This is a genomic window from Nocardioides glacieisoli, assembly GCF_004137245.1.
Classification (GTDB): domain Bacteria; phylum Actinomycetota; class Actinomycetes; order Propionibacteriales; family Nocardioidaceae; genus Nocardioides; species Nocardioides glacieisoli.
Map to the genome: position 1 here is coordinate 51175 of NZ_SDWS01000003.1, position 19372 is coordinate 70546.

The 19372-nt window shown below is 72.5% G+C and carries 21 protein-coding genes; 12 read left to right on the forward strand and 9 right to left on the reverse strand.

What is annotated here, in order from left to right; translation table 11 throughout:
- Nucleotides 1–5 precede the first annotated feature (5 nt).
- A complete protein-coding gene (locus EUA06_RS23305) occupies nucleotides 6–1439 on the reverse strand; it encodes a thrombospondin type 3 repeat-containing protein (RefSeq protein ID WP_340640787.1) in 1434 nt (477 codons plus the stop codon).
- Nucleotides 1440–1520: 81 nt separating this feature from the next.
- Here EUA06_RS23305 and truA point away from each other — a divergent pair, with 81 nt between their 5' ends.
- Nucleotides 1521–2357 carry a tRNA pseudouridine(38-40) synthase TruA gene (gene truA, locus EUA06_RS07800; protein ID WP_129474478.1) on the forward strand — a complete coding sequence of 279 codons (837 nt, stop codon included), beginning with the start codon at nucleotides 1521–1523 and terminating at the stop codon, nucleotides 2355–2357.
- The gene (locus EUA06_RS07805; protein ID WP_129474479.1) at nucleotides 2350–2946 is read left to right on the forward strand and encodes a class I SAM-dependent methyltransferase; all 597 of its coding nucleotides are present in this window, start codon (nucleotides 2350–2352) and stop codon (nucleotides 2944–2946) included. The genes truA and EUA06_RS07805 overlap by 8 nt, the downstream gene beginning before the upstream one ends.
- A 7-nt stretch (nucleotides 2947–2953) precedes the next feature.
- On the opposite strand, the gene EUA06_RS07810 is transcribed toward EUA06_RS07805, so the two are convergent.
- From EUA06_RS07810 to EUA06_RS07825, 4 genes are read right to left on the reverse strand one after another with little or no spacing between them, the layout of a single operon-like run.
- A complete protein-coding gene (locus tag EUA06_RS07810) occupies nucleotides 2954–3274 on the reverse strand; it encodes a DNA gyrase subunit A (RefSeq protein WP_129474480.1) in 321 nt (106 codons plus the stop codon).
- A 23-nt stretch (nucleotides 3275–3297) separates the two neighbouring features.
- Entirely contained in the window at nucleotides 3298–4230 is a 933-nt protein-coding gene (locus EUA06_RS07815) for a phosphotransferase (protein ID WP_129474481.1), read from the reverse strand.
- 35 nt (nucleotides 4231–4265) lie between these two features.
- On the reverse strand, nucleotides 4266–4976 hold the full coding sequence (locus tag EUA06_RS07820) for a class E sortase (protein ID WP_242498035.1): 711 nt from the start codon (nucleotides 4974–4976) through the stop codon (nucleotides 4266–4268).
- 19 nt (nucleotides 4977–4995) lie between these two features.
- On the reverse strand, nucleotides 4996–6237 hold the full coding sequence (locus EUA06_RS07825; protein ID WP_165354305.1) for a cytochrome P450: 1242 nt from the start codon (nucleotides 6235–6237) through the stop codon (nucleotides 4996–4998).
- 113 nt (nucleotides 6238–6350) lie between these two features.
- Here EUA06_RS07825 and mgrA point away from each other — a divergent pair, with 113 nt between their 5' ends.
- Genes mgrA through EUA06_RS07850 form a run of 5 tightly spaced genes read left to right on the forward strand, consistent with a single transcriptional unit; the run spans nucleotide 6351 to nucleotide 11180 of the window.
- A complete protein-coding gene (mgrA, locus tag EUA06_RS07830; protein WP_129474483.1) occupies nucleotides 6351–7394 on the forward strand; it encodes an L-glyceraldehyde 3-phosphate reductase in 1044 nt (347 codons plus the stop codon).
- Nucleotides 7395–7449: 55 nt separating this feature from the next.
- Nucleotides 7450–8823 (forward strand): FAD-dependent oxidoreductase, encoded by a 1374-nt coding sequence (locus tag EUA06_RS07835; protein ID WP_129474484.1) that lies wholly within the window; start codon nucleotides 7450–7452, stop codon nucleotides 8821–8823.
- Nucleotides 8824–8855: 32 nt separating this feature from the next.
- Nucleotides 8856–9590: an N-acetyltransferase gene (locus EUA06_RS07840; RefSeq protein ID WP_129474485.1), complete on the forward strand. Its 735-nt coding sequence runs from the start codon at nucleotides 8856–8858 to the stop codon at nucleotides 9588–9590.
- A gap of 53 nt (nucleotides 9591–9643) precedes the next feature.
- On the forward strand, nucleotides 9644–10162 hold the full coding sequence (locus tag EUA06_RS07845) for a SigE family RNA polymerase sigma factor (RefSeq protein ID WP_129474486.1): 519 nt from the start codon (nucleotides 9644–9646) through the stop codon (nucleotides 10160–10162).
- On the forward strand, nucleotides 10155–11180 hold the full coding sequence (locus EUA06_RS07850; RefSeq protein ID WP_129474487.1) for a hypothetical protein: 1026 nt from the start codon (nucleotides 10155–10157) through the stop codon (nucleotides 11178–11180). The genes EUA06_RS07845 and EUA06_RS07850 overlap by 8 nt, the downstream gene beginning before the upstream one ends.
- On the opposite strand, the gene EUA06_RS07855 is transcribed toward EUA06_RS07850, so the two are convergent.
- Nucleotides 11181–12440, reverse strand: a complete 1260-nt coding sequence (locus EUA06_RS07855; protein WP_129474488.1) for an Nramp family divalent metal transporter — start codon at nucleotides 12438–12440, stop codon at nucleotides 11181–11183.
- 33 nt (nucleotides 12441–12473) lie between these two features.
- Nucleotides 12474–12959, reverse strand: a complete 486-nt coding sequence (locus EUA06_RS07860; RefSeq protein WP_207208264.1) for a class I SAM-dependent methyltransferase — start codon at nucleotides 12957–12959, stop codon at nucleotides 12474–12476.
- A 66-nt stretch (nucleotides 12960–13025) separates the two neighbouring features.
- Here EUA06_RS07860 and EUA06_RS07865 point away from each other — a divergent pair, with 66 nt between their 5' ends.
- Genes EUA06_RS07865 through EUA06_RS07880 form a run of 4 tightly spaced genes read left to right on the forward strand, consistent with a single transcriptional unit; the run spans nucleotide 13026 to nucleotide 16734 of the window.
- Nucleotides 13026–14708, forward strand: a complete 1683-nt coding sequence (locus tag EUA06_RS07865) for an ABC-F family ATP-binding cassette domain-containing protein (protein ID WP_129474490.1) — start codon at nucleotides 13026–13028, stop codon at nucleotides 14706–14708.
- On the forward strand, nucleotides 14705–15724 hold the full coding sequence (locus tag EUA06_RS07870) for a GNAT family N-acetyltransferase (RefSeq protein WP_129474491.1): 1020 nt from the start codon (nucleotides 14705–14707) through the stop codon (nucleotides 15722–15724). Before EUA06_RS07865 ends, EUA06_RS07870 begins: the two co-directional genes overlap by 4 nt.
- Complete coding sequence (locus EUA06_RS07875) at nucleotides 15724–16200, forward strand: GNAT family N-acetyltransferase (RefSeq protein ID WP_129474492.1); 477 nt, start codon at nucleotides 15724–15726, stop codon at nucleotides 16198–16200. Before EUA06_RS07870 ends, EUA06_RS07875 begins: the two co-directional genes overlap by 1 nt.
- Before the next feature lie 9 nt (nucleotides 16201–16209).
- Nucleotides 16210–16734 (forward strand): hypothetical protein, encoded by a 525-nt coding sequence (locus EUA06_RS07880; RefSeq protein WP_129474493.1) that lies wholly within the window; start codon nucleotides 16210–16212, stop codon nucleotides 16732–16734.
- A 2-nt stretch (nucleotides 16735–16736) separates the two neighbouring features.
- On the opposite strand, the gene EUA06_RS07885 is transcribed toward EUA06_RS07880, so the two are convergent.
- Nucleotides 16737–17276, reverse strand: coding sequence for a P-loop nucleotide/nucleoside kinase family protein (locus tag EUA06_RS07885; protein ID WP_129474494.1), 540 nt, complete (start codon nucleotides 17274–17276; stop codon nucleotides 16737–16739).
- Nucleotides 17277–17305: 29 nt separating this feature from the next.
- On the opposite strand from EUA06_RS07885, the gene EUA06_RS07890 reads away from it, so the two are divergent.
- A complete protein-coding gene (locus EUA06_RS07890; protein ID WP_129474495.1) occupies nucleotides 17306–18052 on the forward strand; it encodes an LLM class flavin-dependent oxidoreductase in 747 nt (248 codons plus the stop codon).
- Here EUA06_RS07890 and EUA06_RS07895 read toward each other — a convergent pair.
- A complete protein-coding gene (locus EUA06_RS07895; protein WP_129474496.1) occupies nucleotides 18049–19293 on the reverse strand; it encodes a WD40 repeat domain-containing protein in 1245 nt (414 codons plus the stop codon). The genes EUA06_RS07890 and EUA06_RS07895 overlap by 4 nt on opposite strands.
- Nucleotides 19294–19372: the final 79 nt, after the last annotated feature.

Below are 19372 nucleotides of genomic sequence, written 5' to 3' on the forward strand. Positions count from 1 at the left end.
AACCCTCAGCCGCGCGGGGCGAGCACCTTCCGCGACTCCGCGGCACCACACTCGGCGACACCGGAGGCGTACGACGTCGGCACCGTCACGTAGTACGTCGCCCCCCGGGCGACCTTGATCCGCAGCCGACCGCTGAAGCTGACGCTGCCGCCGAAGACCTTGTAGTCCCGGTTGGGGCGCACCCGGAAGAGCGCGATGCGTGCCCGCTGCGCGCAGCCCGCGACGGGGGAGCCCACCTGCACCTGGAGGCGCTGCTTCCCGGCCAGCCACTTCAGCGAGACGCTCCGAGAAGCGGACGGGCAGCCGGTGGAGGTGCTCGCGGCGACCGTCGGGCAGCCGTCCCGGGTGTCGTCGAGGCCGTCACCGTCGGTGTCGACCAGCAGGGCGCGGAGCGCCGTCCTGGCCCGCGGCACGCGTTCCTTCTTCGACCGGGCACGGCCGCACTCGGCCTCACCCGTGGCGTAGGAGCTGGCGACCTTCACGTAGTAGCGGCCGGCCACCTTCGGAGCCTTGCGCGTCCAGCGACCCTTGCTGGTGGTCGTGCCGACGACGAGCTTGGTGTCCTTGCCGGGCTTCGAGCGGAACAGCGTCACCTTGGCGTCAGCACGGCAGGAGGGCATGTCGGAGCGGACGACGGCCGTGAGCTTCTTCGTGGCCTTGGCGTATCTCAACGAGGCCGTGCGGCCGACCGCCGGACAGCCGGTCTCCGTTGCCGCGGCCGTGCGTGCGCAGCCGTCGGTGCTGTTGCCGAGGCCGTCTCCGTCGATGTCGAGGTCGCAGGCATCACCCAGTGCATCGGCGTCGCGGTTGACCTGGTCGGCGTTGGCGACCAAGGGGCAGTTGTCGGCCTTCTCCTCCACGCCGTCGCCGTCGCTGTCGCAGGTGGCGTAGGTGAGGGTCAGGGTCATCGAGCTGACGATGCCTGCCGCTGATCCATAGTTGGAGAGCCAGAGGTTCCAGGTCCCGGTCGCCGGGTAGCCCTCGAGGATCTTCTCGGGGGTGGCGGTCCCATAGGTGCCGGGAGCAGGGTTCGCGCCGGAAAGCGGCCTGGCGCCGGAGTCCTCGTCGAAGGTGTACGCCCCCTGTGCGCGGCCGGTTGCCATGCCGGTGTTGAACGCCTGGATGGTGGGTGAGAGCCCCTGCGTCTGCGGTGTCAGGAGGTGCAGGCTCAGCTGGCTCACGTCCGGGTGCGTGAAGTCGGCGGTGATGTCGATGTCGGTGACGACCCGCGCGTCGTCGACCTTCGCGACGAGCCACAGCAGCGAGTGGTTCTTGCCCGCGTCGGGCTCCGCTCGAATCGCCCCGCCCGGTACGGCGTACGCAACCTCGCAGGGCTGCACCGCGGCCCCCGCCGGCACGACCAGCGCCGGCACGCCGCCGAGCGCGCCGGCCCCCAGGGCGAGCGGCAGGAACAGTCGCAGCAGTCGGATCCCCCACATCACGCGGGTCAGCCTAGGTAATGAATCCGTCGTGCGACACCACTTCTCGCAGGCGGTCCGGACGCGCCCTAGGATCGCAGGGTGCGCCTGAGGATCGACTGTGCCTACGACGGCGCCGACTTCTCCGGCTGGGCGGCGCAGCCCACGCTGCGCACCGTGCAGGGCACGCTCGAGGACGCCCTCGCGACCGCGCTGCGGATTCCGCAGGCGCGGATCACCGTGGCGGGTCGCACCGACTCGGGCGTCCACGCCCGCGGGCAGGTGGCACACCTGGACGTCGAGCCCGACGTCGTCACGGCGTCGGCCGGTCGCTCGACCGACCCGCCGCTCGACGCACTCGCCCGCCGGGTCGACGGGATCCTGCCGCCCGACCTGCGCGTACGCCGGATCAGCGAGGCGCCCGACGGCTTCGATGCCCGCTTCTCCGCGATCTGGCGCCGCTACGCCTACCGCATCGTCGACGCCCAGGAGCTCGCCGACCCGCTCGTGCGCGGGCACGTGCTGACCTGGCCGCGGCGCCTCGACCTCGGCGCGATGAACGCCGCCTCGGCGCCGCTCGTCGGGCTCCAGGACTTCGCCGCCTTCTGCAAGCAGCGTGAGGGTGCGACGACGGTGCGCACCCTGCTCGACCTCGCCTGGAGGCGCGACGCCGCAGGCCTGGTCGTCGGGTCGGTCCGCGCGGACGCCTTCTGCCACAACATGGTGCGGGCGCTCGTCGGCAGCCTGATCGCGGTCGGCGAGGGGCGGCAGCCGACGACCTGGCCCGCCGAGGTGATGGCCGGACGCCGTCGCGACGCCGGCGTGCGCGTCGTACATGCGCACGGGCTCACGCTCGAGGAGGTCGGCTATCCCGACGACGCCGAGCTGGCCGCGCAGTCCGAGCGGGCCCGAGCGAAGAGAGAGGCGATCGATGCCTGAGCACTACTTCTCCGCCGACCCGAACGTGCCGTTCGAACGGGAGAGCTTCGAGGTCGAGCTGTGGGGACACCGGCTGACCCTCGACTCCGGCTCCGGGGTCTTCAGCCGCGGTCACCTCGACCACGCGACGGCCGTGCTGTTCCGCGAGCTCGAGCCTCCGCCGCAGGGACAGTTCCTCGACCTGGGCTGTGGTTACGGCGTCATCGGGCTCGCGCTGGCCCGCGCAGTGCCGCTCGCCAACGTCACCGCCGTCGACGTCAACGAGCGCGCGATCCTGCTCGCCAACGACAACGCGCGTGCGGCCGGCCTCGCCCCGCGCTTCGTCGCGTGCCTGCCCGAGCAGGTGCCGAGCGACCAGGTCTTCGACGAGATCTGGTCGAACCCACCGATCCGCATCGGCAAGGAGGAGCTGCACGACCTCCTGCTCACCTGGCTCCCGCGCCTCGCCCCCGGCGGGCGGATGGTGATGGTCGTCGGCAAGTTCCTCGGCGCCGACTCGCTCCAGCGCTGGCTCGGCGAGCAGGGTTGGCCGACGACGCGGCTGGCCAGCCACAAGGGCTTCCGGGTGCTGGAGACGCGGCGCGGCTGACGGTGCGTCAGCCGAGCTGCTCCTCCAGCTCGGCGACACGAGCTCTCACCTCGTGCAGGCCCTGCTCGATCCGCTGCCGCTGCGAGGACGTCACGCGCGAGAGCTGGAGGTCCAGCACGGCGGACGCCTGGACCTCGGTGAACCCGTAGCGCTCCCGGAGTGCCGCGCGGGCGGCGTCGGGGTCCGCCGCACCGAGCAGGTCGTCGAGCACGGCGTGCGCATCGCCTGCCGCGACCAGGATGGCCTCGTAGACGTGCACCTGCTGGCGACCCATGCGGAGGTCGGTCTCCGCGGTGCTCCGCTCATCGCCCGGGTGGTCGCCTGCCATGTGCGTCAGCCTGCCACGCCGGCCTACGGCTTCCCGTCGAGGAACATCTTCAGCCGCACGTGGGTGCGGTCGGGCTCCTGCGGGAGCGCGCCGTTGACCGCCCGGCAGACCCAGCCGAGGCGCATCGCGATCGCGGCCGCCTCGCGCAGGTGGGCGACCGTGGTGCCGTAGCGGGCGGCGTAGGGCTCGAGGTAGGCCGCGAGGTGCGGGCGGAGGTCCTCGGAGTCCTGGACGTCGTCGACGCCCCACGAGATCACTCCCTCGAGCGTCACGGCGAGGGTGAAGAAGGGGTGGGAGACACAGGCATCGCCCCAGTCGAGCACCTGGTGGACGCCGTCGGAGAGGAACACCTGGCCGTCGTGGAGGTCGTCGTGCTGCACGGTCTCGTGGATGCCGTACGCCGCCAGCCGGGTGCAGAGCTCCTCGATGTCCGACGCGGGAGGCAGGCGCCGATCGGCGTCGGGGAGGGCGGCCACCAGGTCGGCGTACGCCCCGGGCAGCGTCGCCAGCCGGCGGTCGGGCAGGCCGAGGGCGAGGAGCTCGTCGACGACGTCCTCGCACGCGATCTGGACGCGCGCGTACGCGCCCAGCACGTCCTGCCAGCGAGCCAGGCTGCGCTCCTCCTCGACGAGCTCGCGCAGCCGTTGTCCGCCGTCGGCCAGCAGCATCCAGCCCGTGCCGGGATCGCGCACGAGCGGTGCGGGGACGCGACCGGCCGAGCGCGCCGCGACCAGCTCGAGCACCGCGGCCTCGTGGACCATGGTGTCGTCGTTGGCCTTGAACCACACCGTGCCGCCGTCGGTCGGGACGCGCATGACGGTGGACCAGTCGGTGACGTGCGGCTGCTCCACCTCGCCGGTGCGCGTGCGGCCGAGGTCGACGAGACGCTCGTCGATCCACGCGTGCGAGCGCTCCACGAAGTCGGGCTCGCGCCAGGTGTCCTGCATGGCGCGCATCCAATCCTGTCGCCGGTCCGCGCGGCAACCGGGAATCAGGCAGGCCGGGTGGCGACGAGCACGCCGATCTTGTCGATGCGGTGCTCGGGGTTGTCGAACTCGTCGGACCAGTAGTTGCCGTTGGCGTGGTCCTCGAGCGTCGCGCACGTCGAGAGCGTGATCATCGGCTCGGTCGCCTCCTCGCCGATGCGGCCGGGCATCGGTGCGCGTTGTGCGCGCAGCGACCGCGGCTGGCGGAAGGACGTCCAGCGGGTGCGGCGGACCTCGTAGACGAACACGGTGTCGCCGGTCCGCACGAGGATCCGGTCGCCGCGGCGCAGCGAGGGGGAGTCGCGCAGGGGAGCGGTGCCCGTGAGCCGGTGGCCGGTGACGATGTAGTTGCCCACCTCGCCCGGACCGACACCACCGCGGGCTCCGCGCGGGGACGCCATCTCGCCCGCGTTCTGCAGCTCGGTGCCCGGGGCGTCGTCGGGCGAGCCCGTGTAGCGCACGACCGGGAAGTCCTCCAGGCCGATCGCCGGGATGGTGACGAACGAGCGCCTCGGCTCGGGCACCGGCGCGGGAGCAGGCGTCTCGGAGGCGGTCGGGGTCTCCGTGGGGGTCGGGGTGGGCGCCGGCGTCGCCGCGCTCGTCGTACGTCGCTCGACGGGCGCCTGCGACGAGGACGGGCGCCGCGGGTCGTCCGTCGCGCAGGCCGAGGTCATCGCGACCACTGCCGCGGCGAGGACGAGCGGACTGCGTGCCACCCGTTCGAGCCTACGACCGTCACCCCAGCCGCACCGGCAGCGCCTCGACGCCGTGGACGATGGCGAGCTCGGTGAAGCGGAGGTCGGCCGGGTCACACGCGAGCGACAGGTCGGGGAAGCGTTGCGCGAGCCCGACCAGCGCGGTCCGCAGCTCCATCCGGGCCAGCTCCGCGCCGACGCAGCGGTGCAGCCCGTGGCCGAAGGCGAGGGTCCCCGCCGTGGCGGTGTTCGGGTCGAACCAGGCGGCGTCGACACGACGAGCGGGGTCGCGCTCGGCACCGGTGAGGGACACGACGACGACGTCGCCGGCACGCACGGCCTGCTCGCCGACCACCAGGTCGCGCCGGGCGACGCGCGGGAAGGCGATCTGCACGGGGCAGACGAAGCGGAGCAGCTCCTCGACGACCTGCTCGACCTCGGCGGGCTCGCCGCGCTGCAGGGTCTTCCACGCGGTCGGGTGCTGCAGCAGCACCCACGTGCCGAGCGACAGCATGCTGGCGCTGGTCTCGTAGCCGCCGAGGAAGACACCGTCGGCGAGGCCGCCGAGCTCCACGTCGTCGAAGTCCGGGCCGTGCTCGGCGACCATCCGGGCCAGCAAGCCGTCGGGCAGGTGCGGGTCGCGGCGCTCCGAGGCGACGAGGTCGATGAGGAACTGTCGCGTCCCGGCTGCGGTGTCGAAGATGCGAGCGGTGCCGTCACGCAGGTCGAAGCGCGCGGCCCCGCGCTGCCGGAAGTCGAGCCGGTCGACCTCAGGCATCCCGAGCAGGTCGCAGATCACCCCGAACGGCACCGCGAAGCCGAACCGCTCCACCAGGTCCACCTCGGGACCGTGTGCGGCCATGTCGTCGAGCGCGTCGGCGACGACCCGGTCGATGTCGGCCTGCAGGTCGGCCAGGCGGCGACGCGTGAAGTACGGCGTCAGCACCCGCCGCAGCCGCTCGTGGTCGGGCGGGTCGGTCATGCCGAGGCCGCCGATCCGTTCGGCCGGCGCGCGGTCCTGCCGCCCGATCAGCTGGCGCACGTCGTTGGCGAACGAGTCGGAGTCGGCGAGCACGGCCCGCGCGACGTCGTACCCCGTGACCAGCCAGACGCGCGTGCCCAGCAGCCGCGTGAGGCGTACGACGTCGCCGTGCGCACGGGCCTCGTCGAGCCGCCGCACTGGGTCGACGCCGTCGCGCTGCAACGGGAAGCGGACGTGCGCAGGAAGGCGCCGTGACGCGGTCGAGACCGCGAGCCTGAGGGCCGTTCCGCGCAGCGACATGTGACCAGTGGACTCCTGTTGGCGCCGGCAAGCCATCCGGTACAGCCCGGAGGCGCCCCCGGGACACCCCCGAGGGCGATCACCGGGTGGGGCGCAGGCGGCAGGATGGGGCCATGGCCCACGAAGCAGCGTCCAGCAGGTACGACGACTCGACCGGGATGACCTACCGCTACACCGGGCGGAGCGGGTTGAAGCTGCCCGCGCTCTCGCTCGGGCTCTGGCAGAACTTCGGCACCGACCGGCCCGAGGAGACGCAGCGTGCGATCCTGCGCCGCGCCTTCGACCGCGGCGTCACCCACTTCGACCTCGCCAACAACTACGGGCCGCCCTACGGCCGCGCCGAGGAGAACTTCGGGCGCTACCTCGCGGACGACTTCAAGCCCTACCGTGACGAGCTCGTCGTCTCGACGAAGGCCGGTTACGACATGTGGCCGGGCCCCTACGGCCAGGGCGGTGGGTCGCGGAAGTACGTCCTCGCCTCGCTCGACCAGTCACTGGCCCGGATGGGGCTCGACTACGTCGACATCTTCTACAGCCACCGCTTCGACGCCGAGACGCCGGTCGAGGAGACCATGACGGCGCTGGACACGGCCGTCCGGTCCGGGCGCGCGCTCTACGTCGGCATCTCGTCCTACTCCGCGGCGAAGACGAAGGAGGCGGCCGAGATCGCCCGCGACCTCGGCACGCCGCTGCTGATCCACCAGCCGTCCTACAGCCTGCTCAACCGGTGGATCGAGGAGCCGCAGGACGGCGGCCCGAGCCTGCTCGACGAGCTCGAGGCGCAGGGGATGGGCTGCATCGTCTTCACCGCGCTCGCGCAGGGCCTGCTGACCGACCGCTACCTCGACGGCGTGCCGGCGGACTCCCGGGCCGCGCGCGACGACTCGACCATCGCCGGGCTGGAGGACGACGTGCTCGCGCGGGTCCGCCACCTCAACGGCGTCGCCGAGCGGCGCGGGCAGAAGCTCGCCCAGCTCGCGCTCCAGTGGGTGCTGCGTGACGAGCGGGTGACCAGCGCCGTGATCGGGGCCTCGAGCGTCGAGCAGCTCGACACCAACCTCGACGCCCTCGCCGGGCCGGGGCTCACCGACGACGAGCTCGCCGAGATCGAGCGCTACGCCACCGAGTCCGAGGTCAACCTCTGGGCCAAGCAGTGAGCGAGCGCAGCGAGCGAAAGCGCTCATGGACGCGCGCAGCGCAGCAAGCGCGCACATGAGTCCGGCGAAGCGGGTGATCATCATCGGCGCCGACGCCGCCGGCATGTCGGCCGCCCACCAGGCACTGCGGACCGCGAAGCGCACCGGCCGCGAGCTCGCGATCACCGTCCTCGACAAGGGCACCCACACGTCCTACAGCGCATGCGGCATCCCCTACCTGATGGCGGGCGACGTCGACTCCGCCGACGACCTGGTCGCCCGGACCGCCGACGCGCACCGCGAGGCGGGCATCGACCTGCGGATGTCGACCGAGGTCGTGTCGGCCGACCTGGTCGCGCAGACCGTCACGACCGGCGAGGGCGAGGTCGTGGAGTGGGACGAGCTCGTGGTCGCCACCGGAGCCCCGGCGGTCCTGCCCGACTGGGCCCTGCGACCGGACGGGACGACGTACGACGGCGTGGGCGCGGTCAAGACGCTCGACGACGGAGCCGAGTGGATCGAGCGCTTCGCGGGTGCTCCCGAGGGTGCGCACGTGGTCGTCGTCGGTGCCGGCTACGTGGGGGTCGAGGTCGCAGAAGCCGCACTGCGCAAGGGTTTCGGCGTCACCGTGCTCACCCGCACCCGCGGGATGGCGATGCTCGAGGACGAGATGTCCGACCGGGTCAACGTCGGCCTGGCCGATGCCGGCATCGAGCTGCTGCTGGGCGCGGAGGTGACGGGCCTCGAGCTCGACGGCGACCGTGTGACCGGTGTCCGCTGGGACGGCGGCACGCGTGAGGCTGACCTCGTCGTGGTCGCGATCGGCGTACGACCCGCCACGGCCTTCCTCGAGGGCACGGGGATCGAGCTGACGGAGGGCGGGGCGCTGCGCCCCGACCCGCACGGCCGGGTGGCCGACCACGTCTGGGCCGCCGGCGACTGCTGCGAGGTGCGCCGACGGCTCGACGACGCGTGGGTGTTCCGACCGCTCGGCACGCACGCCAACAAGCACGGCCGCGCTCTCGGCGACAGCCTGGCGGGCGGCACGCTGTCGTTCGACGGGATGACCGACACCTCGATCACCCGCTTCTCCTACGGCGACGTGCACCTCGAGATCGCCCGCACCGGGCTGTCGCGGAAGGATGCCGAGGCCGCGGGCCACGATCCCGTCGCCCTGGTCACCGAGGGATCGACCGCCAGCGGCTACATGCCGGAGGCGGAGCCGATCGCGCTGTGGGTGATGGCCGACCGCACCACACGGCGGCTGCTGGGCGTGCAGGTCGTCGGGGGACGCGGCGCCGGGAAGCGGATCGATGCCGCCGCGGCCGTGCTGTGGGCCGGGGGGACGGTCGACGACCTGGCGTGGATGGACCTCGCCTACGCCCCGCCCTTCTCGACTGCCTGGGAGATCCTGCAGGTCGCCGCGCGACGGGTGGCCGAGCGACTCTGAAATCGGTTGCTCCCGCGAGGACGATGAGTGGCATGGACCTCGAGATCGTGACCCTGGCCGAGCGGCCGCAGCCGTGGGACGTGTTCTGGGACATGGAGACCTCCTGGCCGGAGTTCATGAAGCACGACCCGATCGGCAACTCCTATTACGACTGCCTCGACGAGTTCCTCGACTACGTCCTGGTCGCCCTGGACGCGACGGGCAGGATCGTCGCCAAGGCGTTCAGCGTGCCGTTCCAGCTACCGGCCGGCGACCTGCCCGACGCCGGCTGGGACTACGCCCTCCGCAACGCCCTGCTGACCCGGATCTGGGAAGACACCCCCAACGCGGTGACGGCCGCGGAGATCTGCGTGGAGCCCGCGCTCCAGGGCACCGGGCTCTCGAGCGTCATGCTGGCCGCGCTGCGCGACAACGCCGGGCGGCTGGGCTTCGCCGAGCTGCTCGCCCCGGTCCGGCCCAACGGCAAGACGGACCCGCACGAGCCGATGTCGACGTACGCCTTCCGCACCCGCGACGACGGCCTGCCGGTCGACCCGTGGCTGCGCGTCCACGTGCGGGCCGGCGGCACGATCGACCGGGTCGCGCCGCGGTCGATGTGCATCCCGGGCACCGTCGAGGAGTGGCGCGGGTGGACCGGGCTGCCCTTCGACACGACCGGTCCCGTCGTGGTGCCCGGCGCGCTGGCGCCGGTGATGTGCGACGCCCAGCACGGCACCGCGACCTACGTCGAGCCCAATGTCTGGATCCGGCACCGGACCGGCATCTGACACTGTCTGCACCACGCCTGCAACAGGAGGCCGCCCAGCGGCGTTGGTAGTGCATGACGACGATGGCCCAGGCCGGGAGGACCAGCGTGGAGGTGCCCGACTTCGACAGCTGGGTCGCGGCCAGGGGTCCCGCCCTGCTGCGGTTGGCCTACGTCCTGACCGGCAACGGCGCCGACGCAGAAGACGTCGTGCAGGACGCGCTCTCCCGGGCGCTGCCACGGTGGTCACGCATCTCGACCGTCGACGACCCCGACGCCTACGTGCGCCGGATGGTCGTCAACGCCCACGTGTCCCGGTGGCGCAAGCTGCGCCGGCGCGAGGTGCCCGTGGAGGTCGTGCACGACCGACCGGTGCCGACGGGTGTGGGCGCCGAGGACCGCGACCGGCTCTGGCGTGCGTGCCAGGCGCTGCCGCCGGACCAGCGGACCGCCGTCGTGCTGCGGTTCTACGAAGACCTCGACTATGCCGAGATCGCCGCCCTCACCGGCGTGCGCGAGGGGAGCGTGCGATCGCGCGTCTCCCGCGGGATCGCGGCGATGCGACACGACCTGGGAGAAGAAGACGATGAGTGATCTCGAGGCACGGCTGCGCGACACCCTCACCGAGCGCGCGGGCGCTGCGCCCGACGCCCTCCGGCTCGCCACCGGTGCACGCCGGCGCCTGCGTCGACGTCGTACGACGTGGGCGGTCGCGGCTGCCGCGGTCGTGGCGGCAGGGGTGCCGCTGGGACTCGACCAGCTCGGGCCGTCGTCGGACGGCGGTGGGCGGATCGCCGACGAGCCGACCGCGACCTCCGGCCTGCCGCCGGGGGTCATCGAGACGGGCTACCGCGCCGAGTCGTGGCACGACGTGACCTTCGAGGTGCCGGTGGACTGGGGATACGGAGGAACGTCCGGCTGGTGCACCGTCGGGGCGACACCCGACGAGGCGCTCCCGCTCGTCACCCGGCCCGACACGCTCACGCCTGCGATCGCGTGCTCGCCGATCAACGGCTATGGCGTGACGATCGGCGACGGGGCGGCGCTCGACCCGGCGTACGACAGCGGTCACGTATGGCAGTTCGAGACCGAGGGCGCCTCGGACCCGATCTACCCCGACGGCGCCTGGCTGGGCTACTGGTACGACGCGGACACGGTGGTCACCGTCGTCGCTCCCGACCGCGCGACGGCGCGACGGCTGGTCGACTCCGTCGAGACCAACGACGGCGTCGACCCCAACGACTGCCCCGCGACGTTGGGGGAGGCGGAGGCGGCGACGACCACCGAGTCGTACGCGACGTTCTCGATCTGCCGCTACGGCCCCGACGACCTGCTGGAGGCGAGCCGGCGGCTGATCGGCAGGGAGTCGAGTGTGGCGGAGGACGCGATCTTCTCCTCCCCGCGCCGCACGGCCGACTACGACTGCCCGACCGAGAACGACCTGTCGCGCATCGCCCTGCTCTCCAGCGGTGGCTACGTCGCGACCGCCGTCACGGAGGCGTCCTGCCCGGGCTGGAACGGTCTCTTCCGGTCCGGTGTCGTCCAGGACCTCACTCCGGAAGCTCTGCGGCAACTCGACCTGTCGCAGCTCCCGGTGCCGCCCGAGGAGTGATCAGGCGCCCGCGATCGCCTTGCGCACCTCGTTGACGCAGAGGGCCAGGAAGGCGAGGGCGATGATCACCATCAGCACGTTGGAGTGCAGCTTGTTGCGCCACTCGACCGGGGTGCGGTCGGTGTTGAGCAGCCACAGCAGGGTGACGGCGAGGAACGGCATGAAGAAGGCGCCGAGCACGCCGTAGGCCAGGAACAGCCAGACCGGCTTGCCCAGGAAGAGCATCGCCATGGGCGGGAAGGTCAGCCAGAGCAGGTAGGCCTTGTACCACTTGCCCCCGGCGCGGGCGTCGGCGTCCTCACTGACGCCGCCGCGCACGATGGTCACGAAGTCGGCGAACATCAGGCTGACGCCGTTCCACACGCCTACGAGTGACGACATCGCGGCCGCCCAGAAGCCGAGCAGGAAGAGCTTGCCGGCCCACTGGCCGTAGCGGTCCTGCAGCACGAGACCGAGGTCCAGCAGTCCGGCGTCGCCGCTCTCGATCGCGACGCTGGTGGAGTACAGCAGCTCGGCGCCGACGACGAGGGTGGCGAGCACGAAGAGGCCGGTGACGACGTAGGCGACGGTGTTGTCGATGCGCATCACGCGCATGTAGGTCGGGGTGCTCCAACCCTTCTCGCGCAGCCAGTAGCCGTAGGCCGCGAGCGTGATCGTGCCGCCGACGCCGCCGGCGAGGGCCAACGTGTTGACCAAGCCTCCGTCGGGGATCCGCGGGGCCAGGCCGGTGAGCAGCTCACCCAGGTTGGGCAGGGTCAGGAGGGCGGCTCCGACCATCGTCACGAACATGATCCCGACGAGGGCGGCGAGCACCTTCTCGAACACCGAGTAGCGACCCGTCCAGACCAGCGCGAGACCGATCAGGCCCGACGCGATGCCCCACCAGGTGGTCGACAGCCCACCGAACAGTCCCTGCAGGGCGAGCCCGGTGCCGGCCATCGCGGCGGCACCATAGACGAAGCCCCAGATCACGATGTAGGGCGCGAAGTACCACGTGGTCCAGATGCCGAGGGAACGCCAGCCCTCGAAGATCGTCTTCCCCGTGGACAGCGAGTAACGTCCCGCTCCCTCGACGAGCACGATCTTCATGAGGCAGCCGACGACAACGCACCACAGCAGCGTGTAGCCGAACTTCTGCCCCGCGATCAGCGTCGCGACGAGGTCGGCCGCACCGACGCCCGTGGCCGCGACGACGAGTCCGGGGCCGATGATCTTCCAGCGGGGGACGGTGGTCTGCTCTACCGAGGTGGAGGACGCCATGTCCGTCACCCTAGGCATGGACTAGACCGGTTGTCAGCGCCCCCTGCGGACGAGGAAGGTCAGCCAGTGGCTCTCCTCGGAGTCCTCGGCCTCGGCTCGCCACACGAGGTCGAGGTCGGCGTCCTCGAGCAGGTCGCAGAGGTCCGGCTCGCGCCACAGCACGGTGAAGTAGGGGTTGCCGGAGTCGCCGACCTCCCACTGCTCGCCGTCGCCCACGCGGACGGAGAGGAGGAACACGCCGCCGGGTCGCAGGGCTCCCGCGACCCGGCCGAGCACGTCGGGGAGCTGCTCCCGTTCGACGTGCTGCAGCACGGCGAGCGCCAGCACGGCGTCGTACGGACCACCGAGGTCTTCGGTGGTCACGTCGGCACGGAGCACGGTGATGCCCTGCGCCTCGAGGACCTCGGCGTCCTGCCCGGGTCCGGAGGCGATCTCCAGCGCGGTGCCGCCGGCTGGAATCGCGGCGACCAGCTGGCGCAGGGCGTCACCCGGCTCCGGGACGGGCGTGCGCGGAGTCATGGTCTCGACCCTAGTCATGGCAATTGAGGTGACGGCCCCGACGGCGGCAGTGGACAATCCCCTCTCGTGGGTCACGTGGATGTCGCTGGAGTGCGTTACGAGCTGCCGGACGGGCGGGTGCTGCTCGACGACGTGAGCTTCCGCGTCGGCGACGGCCAGAAGGTCGCCCTCGTCGGCGCCAACGGGGCCGGCAAGACCACGCTCCTGCGCATCATCACCGGCGACCTGGCGCCCCACGCAGGCGTGGTGACCCGCTCCGGCGGGCTCGGTGTGATGCGGCAGTTCGTCGGCCACGGCGGGGGCGACGAGACCGTCCACGACCTGCTGCTCAGCGTCGCTCCGCCGCGCGTGCGTGAGGCCGCGGCGGCCGTCGACGCCGTCGAGCTCGAGATGATGGACACCGACGACGAGCGCACGCAGATGGCCTACGCCACCGCGCTGTCCGACTACGCCGACGCCGGTGGGTACGACGTCGAGGTGACGTGGGACGTCTGCACGACCGCGTCGATGGGGCTGCCCTTCGACCGCGCGCGGCACCGGCTGCTCAGCACCCTCTCGGGCGGCGAGCAGAAGCGGCTCGTGCTGGAGTACCTCCTGCGCGGGCCCGACCAGGTGCTGCTCCTCGACGAGCCCGACAACTACCTCGACGTCCCCGGCAAGATCTGGCTCGAGGGCCGGATCCGCGAGTCGGCCAAGACGATCCTCTTCATCAGCCACGACCGCGAGCTGCTCGACAACACCGCCACGCGCATCGTCACCGTCGAGCTCGGCAGCGCGGGCAACCTGGTGTGGACGCACCCGGGCGGCTTCGCGAGCTATCACGCGGCGCGTGCGGACCGGTTCGAGCGCTTCGAGGAGATGCGGCGCCGCTGGGACGAGGAGCACGCGAAGCTCAAGGCGCTCGTGCTGCGCTACAAGATCAAGGCCGAGTACAACGACGGCCTGGCCTCGCAGTACAAGGCCGCGCAGACCCGCCTCCGCAAGTTCGAGGAGGTCGGGCCGCCCGTCGAGCAGCCGAGGGACCAGCAGGTCACGATGCGGCTCAAGGGCGGTCGAACGGGCAAGCGCGCGGTCGTGTGCACCGACCTCGAGCTCAGCGGGCTGATGAAGCCGTTCGACCTCGAGGTCTGGTACGGCGAACGGGTGGCGGTCCTCGGCTCCAACGGGTCGGGCAAGTCGCACTTCCTGCGGCTGCTCGCCGCGGGTGGCAGCGACCCTGACGTCGAGCACCAGCCGGTCGGTGACACCCCTCCCAAGGCGGTGCCGCACACGGGCCTGGCCAAGCTCGGCGCGCGCGTGCGGCCCGGGTGGTTCGTGCAGACGCACGAGCACCCCGAGCTGGTCGGGCGCACGCTGCTGGAGATCCTGCACCGCGGTGACGACCACAGGGACGGGATGGGACGTGAGGCCGCCAGCCGGGTGCTCGACCGCTACGAGCTGGCCCACGCGGGCGAGCAGCGGTTCGAGTCGCTCAGCGGCGGGCAGCAGGCGCGCTTCCAGATCCTGCTGCTCGAGCTGTCGGGCGCGACGCTGCTGCTCCTCGACGAGCCGACCGACAACCTCGACGTCCAGTCCGCCGAGGCGCTCGAGGCGGGTCTCGAGGCGTTCGACGGCACCGTGCTCGCGGTCACCCACGACCGCTGGTTCGCGCGGGGCTTCGACCGATTCCTGGTCTACGGCGCCGACGGCGAGGTCTACGAGTCCGACGGGCCGGTGTGGGACGAGGGCCGGGTGGTCCGGGCGCGATGAGTCTCGAGATCGTCGACCTCGACCCCTTCGACGCCACCGCTTTCGAGGCCTGGCACCGCGTCTACCTCCGCGCCCAGGACGCGATGGGCGAGGCGGCCACGCCGTGGATGCTCGAGGAGCTGCGTGCCGTCATGCAGCAGACCGGGGCGTCGGCGTGGTCCGGCGGTTGGTCGGCCGTCGCCGCAGGCGAGACCGTCGGCGCCGGTTTCCTGCGCACGCCGCTGCTGGACAACCTCGAGCTGGCCGAGCTCGACGTGCACGTCGACCCCGACCGGCAGCGGGCGGGGATCGGCACGGCGCTCCTGGCGCACGTCGAGGAGCAGGCGCGTCGCCGCGGTCGCACGGTCCTGACCGGGCTGGTCGGGTGGACCTGGGACCACGGCCCGCTCGGCGAGGACGCGCCCGGTCCGCAGTTCGCCCGCGCCCGCGGCTACGACCTGGCGCTGACCGAGGTGCAGCGCGAGCTCACGCTGCCGGTCGACGACGCCGTGCTGGCGCGGCTGGCGGACGAGGCGGCGCTCGCGCACCCGGCGTACGAGCTGCGGTCCTGGGTCGGCCCGGTGCCCGACGACCTGCTGGAGGGGTGGGCCGCACTCACCTCGAGCCTGGCGACCGAGGCCCCGACGGGCGAGCTGGAGCTCGAGCCCGAGGTGGTCAGCACCGACGCGGTGCGCGAGCGGGAGGCCACCCTGGCGCGGCAGGGCCGCACGAAGTACAACACCGTCGCGCTCTCCGCGTCCGGTGACGTGGTCGCGTACTCCGACCTCGCCACCACCGTCCACGACCCCGGTCGCGCGTACCAGTGGGGCACCCTCGTGCGCCGCGAGCACCGTGGCCACCGGCTGGGGGTGGCGGTCAAGGTCGCCAACCTCCGTCTGCTGCAGCGGGAGCGCCCCGATGTCGTCCGGCTCACGACGTACAACGCCGAGGTCAACTCCCACATGATCGCGGTCAACGAGGTGCTGGGCTTCCGCCCGGTGGCCTGGCTGGGCGACTTCCAGAAGAAGCTCGGCTGATGTCGGCGCCCGAGCTCGTCCGCGTCGGTCCCGACGAGTGGGAGACCTTCCGCGACGTGCGCCTGGCCTCGCTCGCGGACGCACCCGGTGCCTTCGGGGCGTCGTACGCCGACTGGGTGGACGCGCCCGAGCAGCGCTGGCGCTCACGGCTGACCGACGTGCCGCTCACGGTCGTCGCCCTGTCCGACGGCCGCGGCGTGGGCGTGGTGTCGGGCGCGCAGGCCGACGACCACGTGGAGCTGATCTCGATGTGGGTCGCGCCCGAGCACCGGGGGACCGGGCTCGCGGACCGCCTCATCGAGCAGGTGGCCGGGTGGGCGTCGTCGAGCGGCCACGACACGTTCCTGATGGTCCGTGACGACAACGAGCGCGCGGTCGCGGCCTACGAGAAGTCCGGCTTCGTCGACCTCGGGGTGCCGGCGGACTGGCCGGCCGACGCGCTGCGCGAGCGGCGCATGCGGCGGGCTGAGCAGTAGGGTCGGGTGATGACCCGGCCACGTTTCGTCACCGCGGCCGCAGGCGTGGCGGGCCTCAGCGCTGCGCTGGTGGTCGTGCTCTCGACCGTCATGGACTTCGCCATCAGCACCACGACCGAGCCACGACCACCCGCGCCACCCGCCGGTGTGTCGCAGAGCGAGTGGGAGGCGGTGCTGGCCTCGCCGTCGCCGGCGCCCGAAGCTGAGGGGCTGACCAACCTCGAGCTCTACGGCCGGCTCTTCGACGGCCTCTCGATCGCGCTGCCCCTTGCTGCCATCGTCCTGTGGCTTGCCGTCGGGGTCGCCGCCCTCCGTGGCCTTGCGTGGTCCCGGCCGGTGGCGGTGGTGGTCGCGGCGGCGCAGGGCGTGTGGCTCCCCGTCCATGCGACGGGCAGCGCGCCCGTCGTGCTCGTCGTCACTGGGGCGGCCGTCGCTGCCGGAGCGGCGTGCGTGGTGCTGCTCTCCAGCCGCGAAGCCACCGCCTATGTCGGCGCGAGGACGAACCGCTCGCCAGCTGCGGTGCCAGCGCGCTGACGTCAGGCGAGGTGGGTCAGCGCCTCCGCGAGGTTCGCCTCGACCGACACCTCGGCATCGAGACGGAGCCAGTCCTGCTCAGGACGGACCAGCTGCGACTGCCACGTGCTCAGGGTCCTCTCGGGTGTGCCGAACTCCCACGCGGTGCCGGGAACCGGTGCCGTCGACGAGGCGACCTGCGAGGCCCGTGGCGTACGCCGGTCGAGTCGAGGCAGCAGGGCAGCCGTGTCCGAGGCCCAGAGCTCGATGAAGGCGTACCGGACCCCAGCGTCCCTCGCGAGCCGCTGCCCCGCCGCGAGCAGCTCCGGGTAGCGGCAGGGGGAGTCGAGCACGACGCCTCGGTGCTGGGCCAGGAGGTCGGCGGACAACGCCAGCGCGGCGGCGTACGTCGGCCGACCTGCGGCGGCGACGGCGATGCCGCTGCCGACCAGCGCGCTCTTCAGGACGTCGGTGTCCACCACCACGGCACCGGTCGCCGCGGCGATGCCGCGCGCCAGCGTCGACTTGCCGGAGCCCGGGACTCCCGAGAGCTGCACTAACATCGCCCGACAGTAACGGCATGATCGGCCTCATGACTGCTCGCCGCGGACTCTTCGTCGCCCCCTTCGACGCCCTGGCCGACCCGCGGGTGGTGGGCGACCTGGCCGCCGAGGCCGAGGCGGCCGGGTGGGAGGGGTTCTTCGTGTGGGACCACCTGCAGTACGGCGACCGCGTGACCGAGATCGCGGACGTGTGGACCTGCTGCGCCGCTGTGGCGATGCGCACCGAGCGGATGGTCTTCGGGCCGATGGTGACGCCGCTGGCCCGGAGACGCCCGCAGGTGCTGGCCCGGCAGGCAGCGAGCCTGGCGGTGCTGTCGGGGGAGCGGTTCGTGCTGGGGCTCGGGCTGGGTGACGACTGGGTCGGCGAGTTCAGCGACTACGGCGACGAGCCCGACCCGAAGGCGCGCGCCCGGCTGCTCGACGAGGGCCTCGAGGCGCTGACCGGCTACCTCGCCGGCGGCTTCCAGCCCGCGCCGCGGGTGCCGATCTGGCTGGCCGGGCGGTTCCCCAACAAGGCGCCGATGCGGCGCGCAGCCCGCCACGACGGCTTCTTCGTCATCGGCCTCGACGGCCCCGAAGCCCTCGACGTCGTGACCGGTGACCTCGCCGGCCACGAGCCGAAGGCCGGGTTCGAGGTCGTCGTCGACCTGCAGCCCGACCAGGACGTCGCACCGTGGCTCGACCGCGGTGCCTCGTGGGTGCTGACCCGCATCGGGCCCTACGACCTCGACGTGGACGACGTACGACGCCTGGTCGAGGCGGGACCGCGGCCCTAGGCCCGAAGCGTGACCCGGCGCCCGATCCGAACGACGGCCGCTGCGACGAGCCACATGACGAGCCCGGCGAGGACGGCCGCCGAGATGCGCTGGAGGAGCGGCCACGGACCGCGGCCGACGTCGTCGGGGTCGACGACCTCGAGGCGATCGCCGGCCGCCGCGGCCAACTGGAACCGGCCGACGCCGTAGGAGCCCATGTCGTCCATCCGCATGAGCGTGGTGGGCTCCGAGCCGTCGAGCGGGACACGGGAGACGGTGTAGGCGTCGTCGTCCTCGACGGCGAGGAGCACCAGGACCGCCTCGGTGCCGTCCCACCCGAGCACCCGCCCCGGGCCGGTCAGCGGCAGGGGGAGCGGCTCCGGGACGTCCCCACCGTCCCCTGTCGGGTCGACGAACGCGAGCCCGGACGGGACGCCCGGCTCGTCCGCACCCGGCGGTCCGAGGGCCGGCTCGACGGTGGTGATCGCCAGCAGGCGCCCGTCGGGCGACCACGCGGTCGGCCCGGCCAGGACTCCGTCGAGGGACAGGCGGCGCTCGGAGCCTCCGCCGCCGAGGGCGATCAGCGACAGCTCCCGGGGGGACGCGCGCTCGACCCCGATCTCCGAGCCGTCGGGAGAGAACGCCGCGGTGGCCCCCGTGCCGCCGACGTCGATCACCTCGGTCGAGCTGTCGGCGAGGTCGAGGACGCCGACGTCGCCCGTGATGCGCACACCCCGGTAGGGGTTCGTCGGCTCGGCGGACAGCAGCATCGCGAGCGATCCGCCGTCGGCGGAGAACGCCACGGGGATGACGCTGCGGCCCTGCGGGAGGTCGTACGTCGACGTCTCGCCGGTGGTCAGGTCGACGATCGCCACGTCGGGCTCGGTGGTGTCGTGGTCCCCGACGGCGACGTACTGGCCGTCCGGCGACAGCAGCATCGGCGCCGGGTCGCCCTGGGTCTCGGCGCCCGCCCGGTCCTCGGCCACGTCGACGCGGCGGTAGGAGTCGCCCCCCGCGCCGAGGACGACGGCCTGGGGGAAGTCCATGAACTCGACGCCGAAGCCGTGCTGGAAGAGCGCGACCGCGGGTCCGGGAGGGGACGACGAGACGCTGCCGGTGACGTAGGAGTAGCCGGCCAGCTCCTCGGGCAATGCGTAGGTCCCGGCCTCAGGGGCCTGTCGATCGTGCTCGGAGCCGAGGGTGAAGGCCAGGCCGGACGCGCAGAGGCCGAGGACCAACGGCACCCCCGCTGCCATGCGCATGGCGTGACTCTAACGACGTTGTGCGGTGACTGCGGTGCGGCTGGCGCACTGCCATCACCGCACTGTCGTCGTGATCCCC

Coding starts and splice junctions, on each gene's coding strand:
- EUA06_RS23305 (WP_340640787.1), bottom strand. CDS start 1,439: ATGTGGGGGATCCGACTGCTGCGACTGTTCCTGCCGCTCGCCCTGGGG.
- EUA06_RS07805 (WP_129474479.1), top strand. CDS start 2,350: ATGCCTGAGCACTACTTCTCCGCCGACCCGAACGTGCCGTTCGAACGG.
- EUA06_RS07810 (WP_129474480.1), bottom strand. CDS start 3,274: ATGGCAGGCGACCACCCGGGCGATGAGCGGAGCACCGCGGAGACCGAC.
- EUA06_RS07815 (WP_129474481.1), bottom strand. CDS start 4,230: ATGCGCGCCATGCAGGACACCTGGCGCGAGCCCGACTTCGTGGAGCGC.
- EUA06_RS07825 (WP_165354305.1), bottom strand. CDS start 6,237: ATGTCGCTGCGCGGAACGGCCCTCAGGCTCGCGGTCTCGACCGCGTCA.
- mgrA (WP_129474483.1), top strand. CDS start 6,351: ATGGCCCACGAAGCAGCGTCCAGCAGGTACGACGACTCGACCGGGATG.
- EUA06_RS07835 (WP_129474484.1), top strand. CDS start 7,450: ATGAGTCCGGCGAAGCGGGTGATCATCATCGGCGCCGACGCCGCCGGC.
- EUA06_RS07840 (WP_129474485.1), top strand. CDS start 8,856: ATGGACCTCGAGATCGTGACCCTGGCCGAGCGGCCGCAGCCGTGGGAC.
- EUA06_RS07845 (WP_129474486.1), top strand. CDS start 9,644: ATGACGACGATGGCCCAGGCCGGGAGGACCAGCGTGGAGGTGCCCGAC.
- EUA06_RS07850 (WP_129474487.1), top strand. CDS start 10,155: ATGAGTGATCTCGAGGCACGGCTGCGCGACACCCTCACCGAGCGCGCG.
- EUA06_RS07855 (WP_129474488.1), bottom strand. CDS start 12,440: ATGGCGTCCTCCACCTCGGTAGAGCAGACCACCGTCCCCCGCTGGAAG.
- EUA06_RS07860 (WP_207208264.1), bottom strand. CDS start 12,959: ATGACTCCGCGCACGCCCGTCCCGGAGCCGGGTGACGCCCTGCGCCAG.
- EUA06_RS07870 (WP_129474491.1), top strand. CDS start 14,705: ATGAGTCTCGAGATCGTCGACCTCGACCCCTTCGACGCCACCGCTTTC.
- EUA06_RS07875 (WP_129474492.1), top strand. CDS start 15,724: ATGTCGGCGCCCGAGCTCGTCCGCGTCGGTCCCGACGAGTGGGAGACC.
- EUA06_RS07880 (WP_129474493.1), top strand. CDS start 16,210: ATGACCCGGCCACGTTTCGTCACCGCGGCCGCAGGCGTGGCGGGCCTC.
- EUA06_RS07885 (WP_129474494.1), bottom strand. CDS start 17,276: ATGTTAGTGCAGCTCTCGGGAGTCCCGGGCTCCGGCAAGTCGACGCTG.
- EUA06_RS07890 (WP_129474495.1), top strand. CDS start 17,306: ATGACTGCTCGCCGCGGACTCTTCGTCGCCCCCTTCGACGCCCTGGCC.
- EUA06_RS07895 (WP_129474496.1), bottom strand. CDS start 19,293: ATGCGCATGGCAGCGGGGGTGCCGTTGGTCCTCGGCCTCTGCGCGTCC.